The sequence below is a fragment of the Synechococcus sp. W55.1 genome, from assembly GCF_047461655.1.
Classification (GTDB): domain Bacteria; phylum Cyanobacteriota; class Cyanobacteriia; order Thermostichales; family Thermostichaceae; genus Thermostichus.
This window is the reverse complement of sequence record NZ_JANSHN010000002.1, coordinates 1-20,776: the sequence shown is the minus strand read 5'-3', so window position 1 is coordinate 20,776 and position 20,776 is coordinate 1. Positions and strand designations below refer to the sequence as shown.

Sequence of the window (20,776 nt, the reverse complement as noted above, 5' to 3'; positions counted from 1 at the left end):
ACTCCACTTTTGCGCCCAATGCCATAGAGCCGACCAGGATTTGCCGACTCCTCTAAATCAAAGGGATCCCGGCGGCAGGATCAAGAAGAACTGGGCGAGAAGAGCGGCGGCTGAACAGGCGAAAATAGGTGCTCACAGCTAGCTCTTTGAGCGGGAAAAGCAAGTAGGTCAGGGGGTTGATGGTGACGATGATGTTGCGGCAATCGCGTTTGGCTTGAGCCAGGATCTGGGCGGCCACCCAATCTCCCGACATGACCCCGATGGGATTGAGCTGGCTCTTGAAGGGGCCGAGGATGAGCTTGCGCACCACACAGGGGGCATCCAGGCGGCGCAGGGTAACCAGGTCTCCCAAAGCCCGCTTGGAGAGTTCATAGAGGGGACTGAAGGCGGGGCTGACCTCGGCTTCCGAGGTGTTCACCCACACCTCTTTGGTGGCCATCTCGGAGTTGTTGCGAACTGTCTGGAAGAACAGCTCCATCAGCCGCCAACTGGAGAAGGTGTTGACGGCATAAGACTGGCGAACGGCCTCGGGATCCCGATCCCCATGAACATTGAAGCCGTGGTTGAGCACCAAAATATCCACCCGCTCCAGCAGCTCTGCCAGGGATCCCTCTTGGCCCACCTGCCAGTGGATGGTCTCCACCGGCTGGAGCTGACCATCGACTTCGAGGTGAACGGGATCCAGATGGGAGCTGAGGGCAATAACTTTGGCGCCGTGGCGGTGAAAGTGCTTGAGCAAGGCCTGGCCCAGGGTGCCAGAGGCGCCGGTGACGGCCACGCGCTTGCCTTTCAAGGAGAGACTGGTGCCCATGATTCGATCCACCAAGGTCAGGGTGCCGCAAAAGTAGGCGTTGGTATCGTCGAAGTGGTGCCGCCAGTGGTAGGCGCGGTTAACATGCCACTGACTGGGGGGAGCGGGGAAAGGCCCCGGCTGGTGGGTGATGTCCGTTTGCAGGGCCAGCCCATAGCCGCGCAGCATGCCGGCCACCCAGAAACTGGCCGAGTAGAGAATGCCCACCGTTGCCGCCAGGCCGTACAGCCAGGATCCCTGCCCCAACACCACCACCCAAGGGATCCCGGCCAGGATCATCGTCGCCGCCTCGGGAACATCGTGGTGCCACTGGGATTCTCGGTACACCTTCGGGTCTACCACGCTGAGATCGGGACGGAACAGGCGGTGGTGCAGGGTGTGTTTGGGCATCAGCCAGGGCCACCTGTGGGCCAGCCAATGGCGCACATCCCGCACGATCTCGGCCCAAAAGATGGAGACCAGGGCGACGGCCCCCACCCCTATCCAATGACTTACGCTGCTGACATCCATAGGCTCGCTTGCAGTGGCCAAGCCGCTCTTGGGCTTGCGGTTGCCTCTTCTGTTGGCTCAGTTGGCAACTCTTAAAAAATCATCGCAAAGATTCTTCAAAAGATCATCTTGAAGTCTGTCTTCCTTCACCCCCAGCCTCTCTCCCCAAGGGAGAAGAGAGGTCAAGATCAAGGGGCTGCGGGCTGAAGCTCCCGGATCTCGACCACATCTCCAACGGCCAAACCCAGAGCGGCAGCCGTCCCGCCGCGAAACTCCAGCACGCCGTCCACCAACTGGTCAGGGGGCGGCCCGTAGGTGGGGCAGGGTTGGGCGGGGCAGCCGGGCACATTGGCGGCAATGTACACCACTTTGCCTTGGTGGAGGAAAATGATGTCCAGGTTGATCAGAGTGTTGAACATCCAAAAAGAAGCCGGCTGCGGAGGATCAAAGGGAAACCACATGCCCCGATCCGGCGGCAAATCGGTGCGAAACATCAAGCCCAAGCGCTGTTGCTCAGGCGTGCGGGCCACCTCGAGCTGAAAGCGTTGGCCGGCAAGGGTGACTTCCGCCTCAACCGGCAGTTGCTGGGGCTGCCCTATGGCTGGGGGGGATGGGGAGACAGCTTCCGCCACTTGAGTTTGTGAGGAGGGAGATCTCTCCGTGGCAGCAGCACATCCCAAGCCGGATCCCAGGAGCAGCAGAGCCAGACCCAAGGCGACTCTGCACCCTCGCGGAACTTTTTGCGGACTCCGTATCGCGAACAGAACCATGTGGCGCTCTCCGGTGCAGGTTTCATCCTATCTCGCCAGGTGCTGCTGCTGCGACTTGGCCAGCCGGACACAGAAAGGTCAAGTGCTCTTTCCTGTCTGAGGGAGCCTTGCAGACTCTTAGCTTGCAGAAAGCTGCCCGCGTCTTTCCACCTTGAGCGCAGCGGAGATGGCGGCCCTCGGCAAGAGCAGTCCACAACCGACCCGATAGCATAGCCATAGACGCTGTCGTTCCCCACCGTGCCAGGAGAGCCTTATGAAAGACCTTTTCAAGAGATCCTCGCTGAGCCGGATCCCTCTTCTGGCTCTGTTTGGCCTATTGCTTTTGGGCCTCTGGCCCACGCACGGGATGGGATCCCAGGAAACCCCGGTGCGGATCCCGTTTGAGCCGACGGTGACCTATGGCGAAGGCTATGGAGAAGAGGTCGTGGCCCAGCAAGCCCAAACCCGCTTTGCCCTGAAACTGTTTGATCACCTGCTCCGGCAGCAGCCTCAAGAGAACCTCTTTTTCTCCCCGTTGAGCATTCGCCTGGCTCTGACCATGGTCTACAACGGCGCCTCTGGGGAGACGCAAGCGGCGATGGCCGAGGTGCTGGAGGCCCAAGACCTTTCTCTGAACGAGCTAAACTGGGCCAATGCCCAAATGGTGCGCTGGCTGGTAGAGGGATCCCAGGCCGAAGGGCCAGTCCAAGTGCAAATCGCCAACGGCCTCTGGGTGGATCAAGCCCTCACCTTACGGCCCCAGTTTTTGCAGGCTTTGGCCACCTACTACCAAGCGGTGGTGAATCGGGTGGATTTGGGATCCCGGCAGACGGTGAACCAAATCAACGGCTGGGTGGCCGAGCGCACCCAGCGCAAGATCGACCGCATTGTGGATCGCCTCAGCCGCGAGGATTTGATGGTTTTGCTCAATGCCATCTACTTCAAAGGCGAGTGGACTCAGCCCTTCGATCCGGAGCGCACCCAAACTCAGCCCTTCACCCGGTTGGATGGCCGCCGTGTGCGAGTGCCCATGATGGTTCAATCCGGTCGTTACAACTACCTGGAGACCGAGCGGTTGCAGGTGGTGAGCCTGCCCTATGGGGAAGGGGAGCTGGAAATGCTGATCCTGCTACCCAAGAAAGGGGTGGATCTGGAATCGCTGCGGTCAGAGCTGAGCCCAGAAACTTGGCAAGAATGGACGGGATCCCTGCGCCCCCGTGCGGGCTCGGTGCGGATCCCGAAATTTGAATTGGCTTATGAAACGGATCTCACTTCAGTTCTGCAGCAGTTGGGCTTGGAGATTGCCTTTTCCAACCGAGCCGATTTCAGCCAGATGACCCCGGAGCCAGCGCGGATCAGCAGAGTCCTGCACAAGGCAGCCCTCGAAGTGAACGAAGAGGGATCCGAGGCAGCAGCCGCTACCGGGGTGATCGTCTCCCGTACAGCCATTGACCGGCAAGAGCCCTTCCAATTCGTAGCGGATCGCCCTTTCTGGTTTGCCATTGTGGCCTCAGGATCCGGCGGCAACCCAGAGGCCCAAACCGTGCTGTTCATGGGATCCCTCGTGGATCCTGAGTAAGGGGATCCCTCAAAACAGCTTGCTGACTTTTTGCTGGGCTTGCAGGTCGTTTCTCAGGATGTGTTTACTCAAGGCTGGATCCCTTAGTTGGTTTAGCTGTTTTTCATTAAGGGGATCATTATGATTGAGGTTTTGGAAAGAGAAAAATTAGCCGAGACACCTGCCGATAGCCCCCCACCGGATTCTCGAAAAACTTGGACTGACGAAGAGTTTATGGCTTTACAGGAGGATGGCAATCGCTATGAGGTTGTGAACGGAGAACTGGTTAACAGGGGCTCGGCAGACGCAAAGAATGGGTACTACGTTAGTCTAATAAACTTTTTCTTAACTGCTTATGTTAGAGCCCAAAACATGGGCATTGTTTTTGATTCTGACACTTCATTCAATAATGAAATCCGGCAATCGCCGCTCCCCAAATTGTTCTTTCTTCTCCAAAGAGCGGCTGCCACCCCTTGGCGGGATCCCCAAGGGTTATATCGAGGGATCCCCAGATTTGGTTGTGGAAGTTCTCTCGGATGCCAACACTGTAGTAGAGATCCACGACAAGATCGTCGAGTATTTTGAGAATGGATCCCGACTGGTCTGGATCATCCATCCTGAAGAAAAATACGTTCTGGCCTACCGCCGGCCTGAGCCTGAAGTATTGAAGAAACCCGGCGACATCCTGGAAGACGGAGAGGTGATCCCTGGGTTTGCCTTGGATTTGTCAGAGTTTTTTGCCGAACCTGAGTTCTAGCCCTTTGCCGATCTAGCAACAAAGCCTTTTAGGGTTCTGCGGCACCTGGTAAACTGGCCCCAAAAACGGGATCCCATTCCATGGCCCGGATTTACCCACAAGTTTTGGAGCGCAACCCCAGACGGCTGACAATTGCTCTGCAGCCCCTTACGGGTCGGCAGATGCTGCTGCGAGCTTCAGGGGGAGTTCTGCTGGTTCTTGTGGGATCCGAACTGTGGGCCCGTTCGCTGCTATTGGGGTTGGTAGCTCTAGGAGCAGGCCTATGGATCGGGATCCCTTGGGGCTTGGGGCAGATCCTGAGCTTGGATTGCGAAAGCCGACGGGTGACCTTAACCCGGCTGCGTGGCCCTTGGGGAATTTGGCGGCAGCAGGTGTTTTCCTACCCCTTAGCCCAATTGCAAGGGGTGCGAATGTATCGGATAGGTCAGGAAGTTTTGGATAACCAAGCTCAAGAGAGTTTTCAGGTACAAAGTCAGGTGCGGCTCCAGTTTCGCGGAGACCCTTCGCAGCTTGATCTAAAAGAGGAGGTCATCGCTTGCTTGAATAGCCAAGTAGGCATCAAAGGGAATGAGCCAGAAGCTTTCGTGCTCTCTCAGCGGCTGGTGCGCTGGATTCAGACCTATCTATCGGAGCAATCAGGAAACCCAAGCAAGAACTCTTCATAACTAAAATCCCTCTTTTCAGGGCATACTACCTTACACTTGCGGTGAATCCAGTTTGCAGTGAACCCAGGCTTCCCTCTCCTCTAGAGGGCGATGGGAGAAATGTTGGCACAGTGCTTGAGTCTAGGTTAAAAATGCTACTGAAAACGCTGTACTCTTTGACACTCTATACACTTAATTGATCGACAAGCTTTATGAGCGTCCCCTGGGATCTCGTCAACTTGATCACCTTCCTCGACTGGAACACTCTGCCGGAGTGGCTTTGGCTGCTCCTGTGGGGATCCTCGCTGGCTGCAGTGATTTACTGGCAAAGGAAGTGGCTGCAGCGGGCTCAGGTGGGTTTTTCCGATGTCATCATGCTGGCGCGCGCGGATACGACGGTGGTGGAATGTAACCAAGCTTGTCAAGAGCTCCTGGGCAACTGGCGGGGCAGGCGCTGGATTGATGCGCTGCCGGCAGAAGAGCAGGAGGAGGTGCGGCAAAAGATAGCCCAGCTCACCCCTCAGCAGCCCACCTTCAGCCGAGTTGGTAGGGTACTGGATGCAGCGGGGCAGGTGCACTGGTTTGAGTGGATCAACCAAGGCATCTTCGATCGGCGGGGCCGCTTGCAGTTCATTCGCGGGGTGGGCCGAGACATTACCGAGAAGAAACAGTTGGAAGAAAACCTGCGGCTGCGGGAAGCCCAACTGCGCACCTTGTTGAATGCCCTGCCCTTGGCGGTGTGGGCCAGGGATCCCCAGGGAGTGCTGATTTTGCAAAATGCCACCGACCGCGCCTGGTTTGGCGATCTGCTGGGCACTTCTTTGGAGGAGGTGGCCCAAGACCACCCCGATTGGCAGAAAGATCTCACCCATGCTCTTCGAGGCGAAGTTGTCAAGTGCGAGCGGAAAGAGCTCATTCAGGGAGAAGAGCGCTATATTTATTCCGTAGCCCTGCCCCTGACAGAGCAACCAGAAGGTCTAGGGGTTCTCGGCATTGTGCTGGACATCACCGAGCTAAAGCGCCTGCAACAAGATCTAGCGGAGCAACAGGAACGCTTCCGCGCCTTTATCAACAACAGCCACGACATTTTGTGCCGGATCGATGCCCAAGGTTTGCTGTACATCCTAAATCGCCCGGTTGTTGAGAGAATTTTGGGTCATGCTCCCAACCAGGGAGAAGTCATGCCTTTGGATTGGTTTCACCCTGAGGATCGGCAGATCGTTGCTGACACTCTTGAGCAATTCAAGTCTCGACCTGGCGAGGCGATCAGCTTTGTCTATCGGGCACAGCACGCCGATGGTCGTTGGTTGTGGCTAGAGAGCCGCTGCACCAATTTGCTGCACGATCCTGTGGTGCAGGGGATTGTAGGCAGCACCCGCGACATTACTCAGCAAAAAGAGATAGAACTGGCTCTGCGGGAGAGCGAAGCCCGCTTCCGCGAAATTGCAGAGACTGTGCCAGTATCTTTCTTTGTGTATTCTCCAGAACTGAGCCAGTTTCTTTACAAAAGCCCTCAAAGCGAGAGGATCTGGGGGTACACGCCGGAGGAGTTTCGCCACAAGCCAGACCTTTGGAAAGACAGGATCCATCCTGAAGATCTGCCAAGAGTACTGCAGGTGGCCGCCCAAGCTTCTCAAGAAGCCCAGCAGGTCACTTACCGCATTTTCCACAGGGATGGCAGGCTGCGCTGGCTGCGCACTTCCTGCCGACCCATCCTGAACGAGCAGCAAGAGGTTATTCGTATTGTTGGCATTACCGAAGATATTACGGAGCAGAAAGAAGCAGAGCTGGCTTTGCAGGAAAGCGAGGCCCAGCTTAGGGCTATTCTGGACGGGATCCCTTTTTCCATCTTTCTCAAAGATCTGGAGGGGCGCTATCTCCACGCCAATAGGTTTTATCTACAACAGAGGGGTTGTGAGTTAGAAGAACTTATTGGCAAGTTAGATGATGAGCTTTTCACCCCCGAAGAGGCCCTCGAGTTTCGAGAGCAGGATCAAAGAGCTCTCCAACCCCCATATCCTATCAGCTATGAGCGGATTTTTTTCCGCGACGGAAAGCAGTTGAGCCAGTGGGTCACCAAATTTGCCCTGCGGGATCGGCAAGGGGATCCCTATGCCGTTTGTGGCATTGCTGTGGACATAACCCCTCTTAAGCAGGCTCAAGATCTGTTGCTGCAAGAAGCAGAACGAGAGCGACTGCTGGGGGCTTTGCTGCGGCGGATCCGTCAAGTTTTGGACTTGCAAGCCCTCTTGGAAACAACGGTTGCAGAAGTAAGGGAGTTTCTCCAAGTAGATCGGGTGATGATCTACCGGCTCCAGGAAAACAGGGGCGGCATCGTGGCTGCCGAGTCGGTGCTGGATCCCTGGCCTAGCCACCTGGGCCGCTACGTGTGGGATGAGTATTTTCACATGGATTCATGCTATCGCAAGTACCAAGAGGGCTTTGTCCAGGCGGTGGAAAATGTGGCGACGGCCAATTTGAATCCTTGTTATCGAGAGCTGCTGGAGTCTTTCCAAGCCCAAGCCAACTTGGTGATCCCCATTCGGCTAGGCGAGGCCTTGTGGGGTTTACTGGTAGCTCAGCACTGCCAATCCAGCCGCCCTTGGCAAGAGTGGGAAATTCGGCTTTTGCGAGAGCTGACTGACCAGTTGGCCATTGCGTTGCAACAGGCTCAGTTATATGAGCAAGTAAAAGCTCTGAACCAAACTCTAGAGGAAAGAGTGCAGCAGCGCACTGCGGACCTGGAGCGGGCTTTGCAATTCGAGGCCCTGCTGAAACGCATTACCGACCGAGTGCGGGATTCTCTGGACGAAGCCGAAATCCTCAACACCGCTCTGCGCGAGCTGGGGGAAAACTTAAATGTGGATGGCTGCGATATTGGCCTTTACAACGCCGACCTCACCCTTTCCACCATCAGCTATGAGTATTGCCCACGCTGTGATTCCGCCCTCAACGCTGCCACACCAATGGTGGGGGGCCTCTACGACGATCTATATCGTCAACTAACGCGCGGGCAGCCTTGTTTATTTTGCGTCATCTCCCCAGATCCGCCACGCCCCGCCAAGGATCACTGTGTGGTGGTCGCCTGTCCCCTCAGCGATAAAGACCAAGTCCTGGGAGATTTATGGCTATTTCGGTGCTCTGGCCATCCTTTTGATGAGCAGGAGCTCGCCCTTGTTCAACAGGTGGCCAATCAGTGTGCCATCGGGCTGCGCCAGGCGCGCCTATTCCAAGCTGCCCAAGAGCAAGTGCAAGCTCTGGAGCGCCTTAACCGTCTCAAAGATGACTTTATCAGTACTGTCAGCCACGAGCTGCGCACCCCCCTCACCAGCCTGAAGATGGCTCTCAAAATGCTGCAGATAGCTTCCTCAGGCGAAAAACAAGCCCAATACCTGTCGATTGCCGAGCGGGAATGCCAGCGGGAAATCGAGCTGATCAACGATCTGTTGGATTGGCAACGGATGAAGGCAGGAGCCTATGCTTTGAATCTGCAAACACTGACCTGGGAAACCCTGTTGGGAGATTTGCTTTTGGCTATTGGCGAACGGGCTCACGCCAAGGGGCAGAGCTTTCAAGCCAGCGTTCCCCTGGAGAGCTCCATCACGACGGATCCATTACTTTTGGGGCGGATCCTGCGGGAGTTGCTGCACAATGCCGTTAAATACACTCCGCCCCAGGGATCCATCCGCTTACAAATTGAAACGGAAAACCGCCAAAGCCATATCCAGGTCAGCAACAGCCAAGAGATCCCCTCTGAGGAGTTAACTCGCATTTTCGAGCGCTTTTACCGGATCCCTAAGAGTGATCCCTGGAAGGAAGGGGGCACCGGTCTAGGCTTGGCCCTAGTGAAGCAAATGGTGGATCAACTAAGGGGATCCATCGAGGTCAGCAGCGCCGCCGGCTGGACAACTTTCACGCTCCACCTGCCCCCTCTGCCCCAGTTTTAAAGGTTGAGCGGATCCCTGGGGACTCCTGCTTTGCGCTTGCGCTTTTCCAGGTTGGTTTCAAAGTAGCGATGGTTACGCAGATCTGGCAAGATTCCTGCCTCAGAAACTTAGCCCTTAAAGCGGCGCAGCGCCGATTTGATCCCTACCTTAGGGGTTCTCTCCCCCGGTACCTCTGCACAGCCCGTCTTATTGTAAGTTCTGTAGCAACAGATACGGAAATAGTTCCCAACACAGATGCTCATCTCGGCCAGAAGAGATAGAGGCTGAGTATTCTGAGGGTTGCTGTCGTATCCGGGATCTGGATTGGCCGCCAACCCAACCTTCTCAATCTGGTCACGCTGCCGAAGACGCGAGGCAGAGAGGATTTGTTGCAAGTAAGTTTCAATTCACAACTTTTTCTTAATAAGTGATTTCGGTTCTTGAGGATCTGGCTTACTTTGTTACCTGTAGAGTGTTCCTTGCCAAAAACCTATGAGCATTGTTGCCCAAGTCATCGCGCAGTCGGACGCGGCTGATCGCTTCCTCAGCAGTGCCGAGATCGCCAAGCTAGAGGATTTCTTCAGCAAGGGTCAAGTTCGCATCCGAGCCGCCCAAAAGTTAGCAGAGAACGAGCAAAAAATTGTCCAGGAAGGCAGCAAACGGTTTTGGGCCAAATGCCCCAACACCCCCAGCAATAAGGGCAACCCTCAAAAAACTGCCCTCTGTCAACGAGATCAAGGCTGGTATATCCGCTTGGTTAGCTATTGCATCTTGGCAGGCAACGATAAGCCGCTGGAAGATATCGGCTTGAACGGCATGCGAGAAATGTACATCTCTTTGGGCGTGCCGCTACCCAACCTGCGGGTGGCGATGAGCTGCCTAAAAGAGGTAGCTGCCGGCATTCTTTCTTCAGAGGAGATGGCTCTAGCTGCCCCCTACTTTGATCGACTGATTCGCGCTTTTTGAATCGATGAATGGATAGACAAATCGCTGCCCTCTCGCTCAGTTTTAGAGTTGAGGCGCGCTACTCCTGCCTCTGTGAGCTTGAGGTTTCGGCTGGCTTTGCGAGCTTGACCTGCAAGCTGTGAAGTTGTCTTAAGTTGCAATCCATAAGAGTTCTCACAGGCAATGCCTGAGCAAGCGGTGCAAGGACTCCGTCCCGCTAACGCGAACAGCATTTGCCCAATTGCCTCAAGAAATCAGTCCCTACTAGTGCTTAGAGGAGAAAAATCCATGAAAGATACCATCACTTCCCTGATTAACCCCGCCGATGAGAAAGGCTCTTACTTAGATGCCGCAGCTCTGGAACAATTAAATCGCTATTTCCAGAGTGGCAACATGCGCGTCAAGGCGGCCAAAACCATCAGCTCCAGCGCCAGCAGCATTATCAGCAAAACGGTTGCCAAGAGCTTGCTCTACGGGGATATTACCCTACCGGGGGGCAATATGTACCCTACTCGGCGCTACGCGGCTTGCTTGCGGGACCTGACCTATTTTCTACGCTATGCCACCTACGCCATGTTGGCTGCCGATCCCTCAATTTTGGATGAGCGCGTGTTGCAGGGTTTAAAAGAAACTTACATCACCCTCGGCGTTCCCATCGATCGCGTCATTCAGGCCCTCAATGCCATGAAAGAGGTCCTGACCGAAAGTCTCGACACAGAGGCAAGTCAAGAAATGGCCGTTTATCTTGACCATATCATTGCCGGTCTGAGCTAAACGTGCCTGTATTTTTGAGGGCTCACTGAGGAGCTATCTATGAATGCCAAAAAGATGCACCCATCGGGCTACCCCTGGTGGTCAGGTAACGCTCGATTGATGAACCTCTCTAATACTTTTATCGTGGCGCATGTGGCCCATGCGGCCTTGATCATGGCTTGGGCGGGGGGCTTTACCTTGTTTGAGCTGGCCAAGTTCTCGCCAGAGCGGCCCATGTACGAGCAAGGGCTGATTTTGCTGCCCCACTTGGCCACATTGGGGTGGGGGGTTGGCCCCGGTGGCCAGATCGTCAATACCTTTCCCTATGTGGCCATTGCCTCAATTCACCTGGTGGCTGCCGGCGTGTTGGCTGGAGGAGCCTACTTCCACCAAACCCAACTTCCCCCCAGCTTAGATATGGAATTCGGCAGGGCTGCCAAGTTTCACTTCACTTGGGATGATGCCAAAACGTTGGGAGTGATTTTGGGGCACCACCTACTGATTTTGGGCCTGGGATCCCTATTGTTGGTGGCCAAGGCGATGGTGTTCGGGGGGCTGTATGACGCCAACACCGGTCAGGTACGCCTGGTTACGGCTCCAACTTTGGACTTTGCCACCCTTTGGAACTACCGCACCCACCTGTTTGATGTCAATAATTTGGAAGACTTGGTGGGGGGCCATATCTATGTGGGAGCTCTTCTCTTGTTGGGAGGGGTGTGGCATATCCTGGTTCCGCCGTTTGAGTGGGTTAAAGCTCGCTTTCTCTTCTCAGCAGATGGGATCCTCTCCTACTCTCTATTCGGCATCGCCCTAGCCGGTTTTGCGGCTTCTTACTACTGTGGGTTTAACTCGCTGGCCTACCCGGTGGAGTTTTACGGCCCCACCCTGGAGCTGAAATCCGCCTTTACTCCTTACTACTTCGATCCAAATCAAACGGGAGCGTGGAACTACTCCTCAAGGGTTTGGCTGGCGAATGCTCACTTCTACTTAGCCTTCTTTTTTCTACAAGGATCCCTGTGGCATTTTCAGCGAGCGATGGGATTTGATGTCGGCAAGATGCTGCAGCTTTGGCAGCAGAGTCGGCAGGAAATGACCTCTCAGTCGGTGTATCAGGTTCAATTTCAGTGCCGACCTCAGCCTGACTTTGCAACTTTTTACGAGCCGCCCTTTGCAGGTCCAGAGCCTCTATCTGTATCTCCCGAGGATATCTACTGGTATCAGCCGCCAAAGGCTCCCAGCTCCAGATCTCTATCGTTGATAAACGGCGTTCGGCAAACTCTCTATGAAGTGAACTACACCCTTAGGAGGTGGATCTTCTACGAGCCCGCAAGAGAGAAGATAGCTTTCAATCGTTCTGACTTAAAGGCAGATTATGGTTCGCGCAAGTCAAGGGCTGATTTCTCGAAGTTTGCTCGATCTCTGCCCAAAGTCTTCTACGAGCCGAGCAGAGTTCAGGCTTAACCTACCTGGGATTTGAGGGGGTTTGGCCCTCAGGAGAGGTGATTACCCTGCCTGGGGGCTTTTTGCTTTGCTAGGGCTCCGCAGTGTGGGCTAAGGAAGGGAGTACCGATCTAGACTTGGCCTTGGTGAAGCAAATGGTGGATCAACTGAGGGGATCCATCGAGGTCAGCAGCGCCGCCGGCTGGACAACTTTCACGCTACATCTACTCCAATTGCTGCAATTCTAACCCCTACTCCACCACTCGCCCTCGCTTGGGGATTTGGGATACAGTACTGGTAGGGATCCTGAGGAGCTTTGCCTAAACCTATGACAACTCGCCTGGCTCCGCCTCTTACCCTTGAAGACTTCCTCAAGTTGCCTTACATAGAAGATTCTCCGGCGTGGGAGTATGTGGATGGAGTTGCCATTCAAAAACCGATACCCAAAGCCCGCCACTCCATTTTGCAAAAACACCTTGTGGCCGAGGTTGATGGCAGCACCACCGGCTATACTGCCCTGCCCGAATTGCGATGCACTTTCGCCGATCGTTCTATTGTTCCCGATATTGCCGTAATCGCGTGGGATCGAGTTTACCCAAGTGAAACAGGCGAGCTAGAGGATGACTTCACCTCAGCACCCGACTGGATCATCGAAATTCTTTCACCTGGTCAAAGGGTAAGCCGTGTAATTGACAATATCCTACATTGCCTCAAGCATGGCAGTCAATTGGGGTGGATGGTTGATCCAGATGATTACTCTGTTTTGATATTTGCCCCTCAACAAGAGCCAGAAATTTGCCGAGGAGATCGCCAACTCAAGGTCATTGACGGGATCCAGCTAGCATTGACCCCGCAGCAGATCTTTAGGATGGCTGAAAGTTGAACAAGCTAGACAAGCCAAAAGCTGCAGACGATGATCTTCCGGTTTCTTCCTCGGGTAGAACTCGGCAGGGATCCTCTTTGGTGGGCGGCAAGAGAGGTAGCTGCTAGATGGCTGGGTTTTGGGTGAGCTAGACCCAGCGGCTCCTGCGAGCTTTCCAGTCCAGTTTCTGATCGAGAAGAAACTCCAAGTGAGGTAGATAGGCTTCGTAGCTGTGCTCTCCTGAGCCAATTAAGTGAGTGGCATTGAGGTTCTCGATTCTGGGGTGAAACTCTTTAATCGGCTTGATCCCACAGGGGCTGCGGTTGAGGGAAGGGACTTTGAAGACAAAGGCTAAAACCGCGTCATCTTCGTTGTAAATATTCACCAGCTTTCCGGTAATATTTTCTACATGCAGGCTCCAGTGCTTATCGGCTTGCCTTCTAACAGCACCGCTGAGCAGAATGATGTCCTTAAGGCGCCGATTTGCAGTTTGAGGCCAACCTCGCATAACGTAGTAGGCTATCCTTGCTCCCAAAGAAAACCCCATCAGCGTAATCTGCCTTTCTGGCAAGGAGGAGAGCAAAGGATAGGCGTACTCAAGCCCCACTTCTTTAGCCTTTGCTTTGTGAGCTTCCCAGTGGGCAAGCAGTCCTACCCCAAGTTTAAGAGTGGACAAAACCAAACTTGCCGGGTTGGAGGCATCCCACCAAAGGTAGTACAGGGATCCCTTCCATCCAGCCCGTCGGATCGTCTCCCACAATAGTCTTTTTCTCCAGGGTTGAGTTTCACCCTCGCTGAGAAAACCATTGATAAAAACCAGAGCTTCGTCCCAACCTAGAGAGGGTTCAATAGGGATCAGATAGGGCTCATGATGGACAACTTCTTCGTGAAAGACAACTTGGGTAGTGGCTTTACTGGTGTCAAAGAGAATTTCCTCACCTTTCTTGGTGATCTCAATGGTTGTGCCTACAGTAGTTTGCCCGACTTTCCCGATAACCTGGCCGGCAACCTTACTGGTGCCGAAGACTATCTCTACAATTTCTCCCCCGACCCCGACAGAAGCTTCAATAGCCTGCTGAAAAATGTGGGAAAGTTCTCTCATGTTTCTGATTGCCCAAAAGCTGAGACCAACAAAAGACTCAGATTGGAGCGTACTTTGGCATATCCTACCCCCGCCGCATGGCGGTAACTCCTGTGGGATCCAGAACTTTGCCCCGTTCCACCTCGGCATAGACCAGGTAGCGATCCCCGCAGTCCATCCAGGTTTTGACACGGCACTCCAGGTAAGCTAGGGCGTCCAACAAAATGGGGCAGCCATTTTCGGCAGTGGCCGTGGACAAGCCGGCAAACCGATCTTCTCCAGGGCGCTGGGGCCGCTGAAAGTGCCGTTGCAAATTGCTACCTTTGCCTTCCCGCAAGATGTTGAGCACAAAGGGGGCCTGGGGATAGGTCAGCAATTCGGCTTCTTGTTCCTTGTTCACCGACAGGGTTAGCCCTGGTGGATTGAAGCTAGCCTGGGCCACCGACCAGGTGAGAAAGCCACGGCGGGTCTCTCCTTGTAGAGCGGTCACGACGCACAGGGATCCCACTACCCGGCTTAGGGCTTGCCCAACCCGATCCGCCTGAGTTTCACTGCTGGTTTGGCGAGGGGCGCGGGCTCGTTTGGCTTTGCGCAGGGCCTGAGCAAACTGGGATCCCGCCTCTTGACAGGCTTCTAGGATTTCGGGAGTGGGCTTAAACTTGGCTCGGATCGTCTCAAACCCCAGAGAAAAGCCGGCATTGAGCAACTTGCTCTCGATGAGATCCACCGCTTCTCCGCTCCAGCCGTAGGAGCCAAAAACCCCGGCCAACCGGGTGGTGGGAACCGAAGAAAGGATGATGCCGAGGGCGGTTTGAATCTGCACAGGAGGATGGCCGGCCAAGGTCGGGGATCCGATAACAAACCCTTGGCAGCGCTCCAGAGCCTGGGCAATCTCTTCCGGGGTGGCCCATTCGCAGTTGATCCGCTCCACCTTAACGCCGGCTCGCTCCAACCCTTGGGCTATGGCCATGGCCATCAAACCTGTATTCCCGTAAGCAGAAGTGTACAGAAGAGCTACCCGCTGCTCGCCGGGATCCTCCTCGCACCAAGTGTGGTAGTCCAACCGCAACCGCCGCAGGCTGTGGCGCACCAAGGGGCCGTGGGCAGGGGCATAGATTTGGGCGGGAAATTCTTCCAACTTGGCCAGGGCTGCCTTCACCTGGGGCAATTGGTTGCGGTGCAAGCAGTCGAAGTAGTAGCGACGGTCTTCGCTGAGCTGCCGCCAATGCTCGTCAAACACCTGCTCATCGCACACATGGGCACCGAACAACTTATCGGTGTAGAGGATCCCGGTAGCCGGATCGTAGGCACAGAGGGCATCGGGGTGGCGGGGTGTGGGCACGGTGCGAAAGTGCAACTCATGCCCTTCTCCCAAATCCAGGCGATCCCCATCTCGGATGACCCGCAAACGGAAAGACTGGTCGCCATTGTAGAAAATGCCCAGATCGGCGGCTTCCTCTTCGTCGCGACTGCGGGGCAAGGGATCCATCTCTTCAAAGGCGGCCCGTAGCGTAATGGATCCCGGCTTGGAGCAGAGCACCATCGCGTAGGGAGCCAGAGGCAATAGGGCTTTGAGAGTGGCAATGCGGTTAAAGTTGACGTGGCTGAGCAAAATAAAGTCCAACCGCTGCAGGTACTGGTGTTGGGCCAACTCTTCTAAGAAGATGCCGGTGAACGATTCCCCGGGAGGATCGATGAGAAGGGTTTGGCGGGCCTGGATGAGGTAGCTATTGGCAGTGGTGCCCCGTTGCCGAGCGTATTCCAGCTCAAACTTCAGGCGATCCCAGGTGCGGGAGCGGAGAACCAACGTGGACGGGCCGATAAGGGCGACTTGGACATCGCGGGCGGGGATCTTGCTCTCCATGGCAGCCTCCGATGCGGTATCTGTCCTCACCTTGCCACGAAACTGGAGGAATGGGGATCCCTTTTCAGAGTTTGGGAGCCCACGGCCCGGCTTGCCCAAAAGTTAAGTCTGAGGCCCCGTCCTCACAACTGCGCAAGAAGCAAGCGATTGAGGTGGGGAGTGTGTCAAGTTTTTTCAAAGTCGGCCGGGCAAAAAGGAAGAGGCTAAGATCGGCTTGTAGCGTGTTCAGGCTGCCTATGTCTGCCCGATCCAAGTCCAAAGTGGAAGCCCCTGCCAAGGGGATGGATCCCCGCCAGTTTACCGAAGCTGAGGTGGCGGCAATTGCAGAGCGGTTGGAGCGCAATGACTATCCGACCGTCTTTGGCTGCTTGGAAGACTGGCATGCCCTTCGAGCTATTGCTTTCTATGCGCCCGACCTAGTGGCTCCCTACGCACACCTATTGGAGTGGGAAGTGGATGAAGATTAGGACTGTCTTCGCGGTTCTAAAGGGATCCCAGTGCTCAGACCGACGAGGGGGGAGAATTTCCGTCAGAGCCTTGCCTGCGAATCAGGTAGCGCACTTCTTCAAGGAGAACGTTGAACCTCTGATCCGTTTCCGCTTGCCGTTGGTTGATGGCCTGGATGGCGCGCTCGTGCTCTCGTTGTAGGGCGGTGAGGGTGACCAGAGCTTGAGTCACTTCCTCTGCCCACTCGGCAAGGTGAGCTAGGTCAGAGCGGGTCTCGCTGACAACTTGCTGTAGCTCTCGCAGGCTTTGAGCTTGAGCAGCAGCTTGTTCGGCAGACTGGGTGCGGCTTTCTTGGATGGACTGGCGCAGCTCCTGGATGGATTGGCAGAGCTCCCGGATTTCTCGGCTGTTGGCAGCAGTCTGTTCAGCCGTCCAGGCCAGCAGTTGCTCCACTCGGTCTAGGCGGTCTTGGCTCTGACTATTCACCCTAATGCCTCGCCTTGTGAGTTCATCGACGAACTGCAGCCGATCTTGACATACTCCCTGCCCTGAAGGGCAAGGATTCTTGACGCTTCATTGACCGATGCTGCGTAGCCTTGCAACTATGCAGTCTTACGAGGACTCCGTCCCGCTAACGCGAACGATCTCCACGTCCGTTTTAAAGTCGGGCGTTCGCCTCCGGCGGCGCGGAGCGCTTTGCCCCATCCCGACTGCGGAAGTTTGACTTTAACTTCCTTAGCCAAGCTTAGCACTCCGTGCCGCTTACGCGAAAGCACAAAGCCGCCCTGTCGCGATAGCATTGCGTAGCAACAAAGGGCGGGGTTTTAAACCCAGTTTTCTGATAAACGAAGTTGAGCTCAGCCAAGCAGGATAGGGGGAATGGTCATTCCCAGAGTCGCCGGATCGGAGACCGATGCAGCAACTGGTGGGCTTCGGCCAGCAACTCCGGGATCCGCAGATGCTCTGGGCAGCGGGGCAAGCAGTCACCGCATTCGGTACAGCGGTCGGCAGGTAACCCCGGAAACCAATGCCCAGCTTGGCCGAACATGTTGTAGCGGTACTGGGCAAACTCCGTCATCTCGTGGGCGATGGCCAAGTTGCGCAACCGCAGCACTTCAGGAATGTGGATCCCTTCTGGGCAAGGCAGGCAGGCGTAGCACTGGGTGCAGCGACTGGATCCCAAGCGTTCCTGCTCGGTTTGGCGCAACCGCTCCTGAATCTGAGGGCCATCCACCCACCAACGGTCGGGATCCCGTAAGGCCGACAAGGCCACCTGTAGCTCCTCAGGATGAGTGATGCCCAGGCTGAGGGTGTGCACACGGGGATCCGCCAGCAAAAAACGATAGGCAAATTCTAAGGGGCTGAAAGGCGCACAGCACTCCTGCAGGCGTTGAGGCGGGCGATAGAGCATCCCCCCTTTATCGGCAGGAGAAATGATGAACACACCCATATCCTGCTGGACAGCCGCTTCCAGGGCCGGCGCATTGCGTTGCTGGAAAAAGTGGTAGTGCAAATTGACAAAGTCAAAGCATCCGGTCTGGATGGCCTGCAAGATCAACTCCAGGGATCCATGGGTCGAAAAACCAATGTGGCGCACCCAGCCTTCCTGCTGGAGCTGCTTGAGAACCGGTAACCCTTTCTGCAGAACCCACTCCAGATGTTCCGGCAAGTTGATGCCATGAAAGGCAAACTGATCCAGATAATCCACCCGCAGACGGCGCAGGGATCCCTGCAGCCGCTCTCGCAACCCATCTGTGGGCGTGAGTTTGCTGGTCAGAATCAACTGATGGCGTGGGAAGGGCAGAGCTTGTAAAATCTCGCCCAAGAGCACCTCGGCATGACCATAAGCCTGGGCCGTTTCGATGTGGTTGATCCCTGCGGCTAGGGCTGCCTCAACGGTTGCCTGAGCCTGATCCCTGGGCACATTGACCAGGCGCATGCTGCCCAGAGAAAAGGCCGAAATGAGCTGCTGGGTGCGCCCAAAGCGGCGGTAAAGCATTCCGGTTGTGGTAATGCCAGGCACTCCCATCAAGCCACCTCTTGAAAGCGGGAAACAGCCTCAGGTTGTCGGGTACAGACATTAGTTTCCTTCAGGGGATTGTCTTTTGCCCAGCAGTTCTGCCGCCAGCAGGATCGCCTGCTTAAGGCTCTCGCAGCGGGCCAACCCTTGGCCGGCAATGTCGAAGGCGGTGCCATGATCGGGAGAGGTGCGAATAAAAGGCAGCCCAATCGTCAGGTTGACCGCCCGGTCAAAGGCCAGCATCTTCACCGGGATCAAGCCTTGATCATGATAGAGAGCCAAGTAAGCATCTGCCACACTTGGGGATCCCTGGCCATACCAGGCCTGCGCGGGAGCTAGCCACATGGTGTCAGGGGGGAGCGGCCCCCAGATTTGGGCCTGGGAATAGGTGCGCAGCAGCTCGGTCAGCCATTCTTTTTCCTCGGATCCCAGTTGCCCCTGTTCGCCGGCATGGGGATTCAGGCCAGCTACCGCAATCACAGGAGCCGGGATCCCAAAGGTGTGGCGCAGGGATCCCACCAGCAAATCCAGCGTTGTCCGCAACCGCTCTGGGGTCAGCACGGTGGGCACTTGGCCGAGGGGAATATGGGTGGTGGCCAGCAAAACCCGCATCTGCCAGCCGCTGTGGGGGGAACGGGCGACAAACAGCATCCCGTAGCGTTCAGACCCACTCAGTTGGGCCAAAACCTCTGTTTGGCCGGGGAACCGATAGCTGGCGCGATGCCAGAGATATTTGGCGATGGGCGCTGTCACGATCCCCTGAAACTCGCCCCGCAGCGTCGCTTCGACTGACGTTTTCAGGTAAGCAAAGCTGGCTGCACCACTGTCAGCATCCCCTTGACCGATACGGCCAGACTGTAATCGAAAGCCCGTGTCGCATTCCACCATCGGGATCCCTGCTGGATGGGCCAACGGAGCCGGCAATCGATCCCTGAGCAGGCGATAGGTGGCTTCCAAAACCTGCCAATCCCCCACAACCGTGATGTGGGCGCAAGACCGCACCTCAGGATCCGCCAGCACCTTGAGCACAATTTCCGGCCCAATTCCCGTGGGATCCCCCAAGGTCAGGGCCAGTTTGGGCAGTGCAAGGCTCATGGTGTCTTTATCTTGAGAAGACAGATCTTGAGAAGACAGATGATCTCCATTTTGCAGGGGAAGCAGAGTGCCGACAAAAGCTGTGGGGTAAGGTCGCCATCCCTCTGAGCCAGAATGCTGAGCTCAGCCTATCCAGTCATCTGCAAGGGGATCCATGCCGGCAAAATGGTTTAATGAGGGTTTAGCGATATTTGACCTCATATGGCCGAGACATTCCTTTACAACGCCTTGCGTGCTGCCCTCGACGAAGAAATGGCCCGGGATCCCAACGTGTTTGTTTTGGGAGAAGATGTCGGCCATTACGGTGGCTCCTACAAAGTCACCAAAGACCTGTATCGCAAGTATGGGGAGATGCGCCTGCTGGATACCCCCATCTGCGAGAACAGCTTTACCGGCTTGGCCATTGGGGCAGCCATGACCGGCTTGCGCCCGGTGGTGGAAGGGATGAACATGGGCTTTCTGCTCCTGGCCTTCAACCAAATTGCCAACAATGCCGGTATGCTTCGCTACACTTCTGGGGGCAACTTCAAGATCCCGATGGTCATCCGCGGGCCGGGCGGGGTGGGTCGTCAGTTGGGGGCAGAGCACTCGCAGCGGCTAGAGGCTTACTTTCAAGCGGTGCCTGGGCTCAAGATCGTAGCCTGTTCAACGCCTTACAATGCCAAGGGCTTGCTCAAGTCCGCCATCCGCGATGACAACCCAGTTCTCTTTTTCGAGCATGTCCTTTTGTACAACTTGAAAGAAGATCTGCCGGAGGAAGAATACCTTTTGCCTCTGGACAAAGCCGAAATCGTCCGATCTGGCTCCGATGTTACCCTGCTCACCTACTCCCGCATGCGCTACCACGTGCTCAAGGCCGTGGACACTCTGGTGCAGCAGGAGATCGACCCCGAGGTGATCGACTTGATCTCCCTCAAGCCTCTGGATATGGAGACCATTGCCGCTTCGGTGCGCAAAACCCATCGGGTGATTATTGTTGAGGAAGACATGAAATCGGGTGGCATTGGGGCGGAACTGACGGCTCGCATCATGGAAGAACTGTTCGATGAGCTGGATGCGCCGGTGGTGCGTTTGGCTTCGCAGGACATTCCCACCCCCTACAACGGCACCCTGGAGGCAGCCACCATCGTGCAACCTGCAGATATCGTGGCGGCGGTGGAGCAGCTCCTCTACGCGGATTAGAACCCCTACAAAACAACAGTAAACTACCCGCACTCATGCTGACGCAGAGTGCTCCGCGCCGCTAAAGCGAAAGAGTGCAGGCTTTCGGTAGCCCTGTAGTTGGCAAGCCAACCACGTTCGCGAAGCGAGCCGTAGGCTTGACCTCTAGGCTGG

The 20,776-nt window shown here is 55.7% G+C and carries 16 protein-coding genes and 3 pseudogenes; 11 read left to right on the top strand and 8 right to left on the bottom strand.

The window, feature by feature from the left end:
• Positions 1-52: 52 nt before the first annotated feature.
• Positions 53-1,321, bottom strand: a complete 1,269-nt coding sequence (locus NW816_RS01310) for a bifunctional sterol desaturase/short chain dehydrogenase (RefSeq protein WP_414407976.1) — start codon at positions 1,319-1,321, stop codon at positions 53-55.
• Positions 1,322-1,488: 167 nt separating this feature from the next.
• Positions 1,489-2,070 carry a DUF192 domain-containing protein gene (locus NW816_RS01305; protein ID WP_414407975.1) on the bottom strand — a complete coding sequence of 194 codons (582 nt, stop codon included), beginning with the start codon at positions 2,068-2,070 and terminating at the stop codon, positions 1,489-1,491.
• Positions 2,071-2,323: 253 nt separating this feature from the next.
• Between NW816_RS01305 and NW816_RS01300 the strand changes: the two genes are divergently transcribed.
• The 5 genes and pseudogenes from NW816_RS01300 to NW816_RS01280 all read left to right on the top strand — a co-directional run bounded on the left by NW816_RS01300 (position 2,324) and on the right by NW816_RS01280 (position 8,955).
• Positions 2,324-3,628 (top strand): serpin family protein, encoded by a 1,305-nt coding sequence (locus tag NW816_RS01300; RefSeq protein WP_414407974.1) that lies wholly within the window; start codon positions 2,324-2,326, stop codon positions 3,626-3,628.
• Between the two features lie 120 nt (positions 3,629-3,748).
• Positions 3,749-4,006: pseudogene (locus NW816_RS01295) on the top strand (Uma2 family endonuclease); the annotation flags it as partial.
• 10 nt (positions 4,007-4,016) lie between these two features.
• Positions 4,017-4,364, top strand: a complete 348-nt coding sequence (locus NW816_RS01290) for a Uma2 family endonuclease (protein WP_414407973.1) — start codon at positions 4,017-4,019, stop codon at positions 4,362-4,364.
• An 80-nt stretch (positions 4,365-4,444) separates the two neighbouring features.
• The gene (locus NW816_RS01285; RefSeq protein WP_414407972.1) at positions 4,445-5,029 is read left to right on the top strand and encodes a hypothetical protein; all 585 of its coding nucleotides are present in this window, start codon (positions 4,445-4,447) and stop codon (positions 5,027-5,029) included.
• Between the two features lie 191 nt (positions 5,030-5,220).
• Complete coding sequence (locus tag NW816_RS01280) at positions 5,221-8,955, top strand: PAS domain S-box protein (RefSeq protein WP_414407971.1); 3,735 nt, start codon at positions 5,221-5,223, stop codon at positions 8,953-8,955.
• Here the strand turns inward: NW816_RS01280 and rpsU are convergent.
• A pseudogene (rpsU, locus tag NW816_RS01275) lies at positions 8,952-9,095 on the bottom strand (30S ribosomal protein S21). The gene NW816_RS01280 and the pseudogene rpsU sit on opposite strands and share 4 nt — an antisense overlap.
• 331 nt (positions 9,096-9,426) lie before the next feature.
• On the opposite strand from rpsU, the gene apcD reads away from it, so the two are divergent.
• From apcD to NW816_RS01255, 4 genes and pseudogenes are all read left to right on the top strand, one after another.
• Positions 9,427-9,900: an allophycocyanin subunit alpha-B gene (apcD, locus tag NW816_RS01270; RefSeq protein WP_099812040.1), complete on the top strand. Its 474-nt coding sequence runs from the start codon at positions 9,427-9,429 to the stop codon at positions 9,898-9,900.
• A 267-nt stretch (positions 9,901-10,167) separates the two neighbouring features.
• Positions 10,168-10,653, top strand: coding sequence for an allophycocyanin subunit beta (locus tag NW816_RS01265; protein WP_099812041.1), 486 nt, complete (start codon positions 10,168-10,170; stop codon positions 10,651-10,653).
• Positions 10,654-10,692: 39 nt separating this feature from the next.
• Positions 10,693-11,679: pseudogene (locus NW816_RS01260) on the top strand (chlorophyll a/b binding light-harvesting protein); the annotation flags it as partial.
• A gap of 721 nt (positions 11,680-12,400) precedes the next feature.
• Positions 12,401-12,955 (top strand): Uma2 family endonuclease, encoded by a 555-nt coding sequence (locus NW816_RS01255; RefSeq protein ID WP_414407970.1) that lies wholly within the window; start codon positions 12,401-12,403, stop codon positions 12,953-12,955.
• 127 nt (positions 12,956-13,082) lie between these two features.
• Here the strand turns inward: NW816_RS01255 and NW816_RS01250 are convergent, their stop codons facing one another.
• Both NW816_RS01250 and NW816_RS01245 read right to left on the bottom strand, forming a co-directional pair.
• Positions 13,083-14,036, bottom strand: coding sequence for a DUF726 domain-containing protein (locus NW816_RS01250; RefSeq protein WP_414355762.1), 954 nt, complete (start codon positions 14,034-14,036; stop codon positions 13,083-13,085).
• Between the two features lie 64 nt (positions 14,037-14,100).
• On the bottom strand, positions 14,101-15,879 hold the full coding sequence (locus tag NW816_RS01245) for a flavin reductase (RefSeq protein WP_414407969.1): 1,779 nt from the start codon (positions 15,877-15,879) through the stop codon (positions 14,101-14,103).
• A 236-nt stretch (positions 15,880-16,115) separates the two neighbouring features.
• Between NW816_RS01245 and NW816_RS01240 the strand changes: the two genes are divergently transcribed.
• Entirely contained in the window at positions 16,116-16,346 is a 231-nt protein-coding gene (locus NW816_RS01240; protein ID WP_414407968.1) for a DUF2555 domain-containing protein, read from the top strand.
• 34 nt (positions 16,347-16,380) lie between these two features.
• On the opposite strand, the gene NW816_RS01235 is transcribed toward NW816_RS01240, so the two are convergent.
• The 3 genes from NW816_RS01235 to pdxA all read right to left on the bottom strand — a co-directional run bounded on the left by NW816_RS01235 (position 16,381) and on the right by pdxA (position 19,441).
• Positions 16,381-16,812, bottom strand: a complete 432-nt coding sequence (locus NW816_RS01235; RefSeq protein ID WP_414407967.1) for a hypothetical protein — start codon at positions 16,810-16,812, stop codon at positions 16,381-16,383.
• A 397-nt stretch (positions 16,813-17,209) separates the two neighbouring features.
• The gene (locus tag NW816_RS01230; RefSeq protein ID WP_414408081.1) at positions 17,210-18,325 is read right to left on the bottom strand and encodes an aldo/keto reductase; all 1,116 of its coding nucleotides are present in this window, start codon (positions 18,323-18,325) and stop codon (positions 17,210-17,212) included.
• 81 nt (positions 18,326-18,406) lie between these two features.
• The gene (pdxA, locus tag NW816_RS01225) at positions 18,407-19,441 is read right to left on the bottom strand and encodes a 4-hydroxythreonine-4-phosphate dehydrogenase PdxA (protein WP_414407966.1); all 1,035 of its coding nucleotides are present in this window, start codon (positions 19,439-19,441) and stop codon (positions 18,407-18,409) included.
• Between the two features lie 201 nt (positions 19,442-19,642).
• Here pdxA and NW816_RS01220 point away from each other — a divergent pair, with 201 nt between their 5' ends.
• Positions 19,643-20,623: an alpha-ketoacid dehydrogenase subunit beta gene (locus NW816_RS01220; RefSeq protein WP_414407965.1), complete on the top strand. Its 981-nt coding sequence runs from the start codon at positions 19,643-19,645 to the stop codon at positions 20,621-20,623.
• The last annotated feature ends 153 nt before the right edge of the window (positions 20,624-20,776 follow it).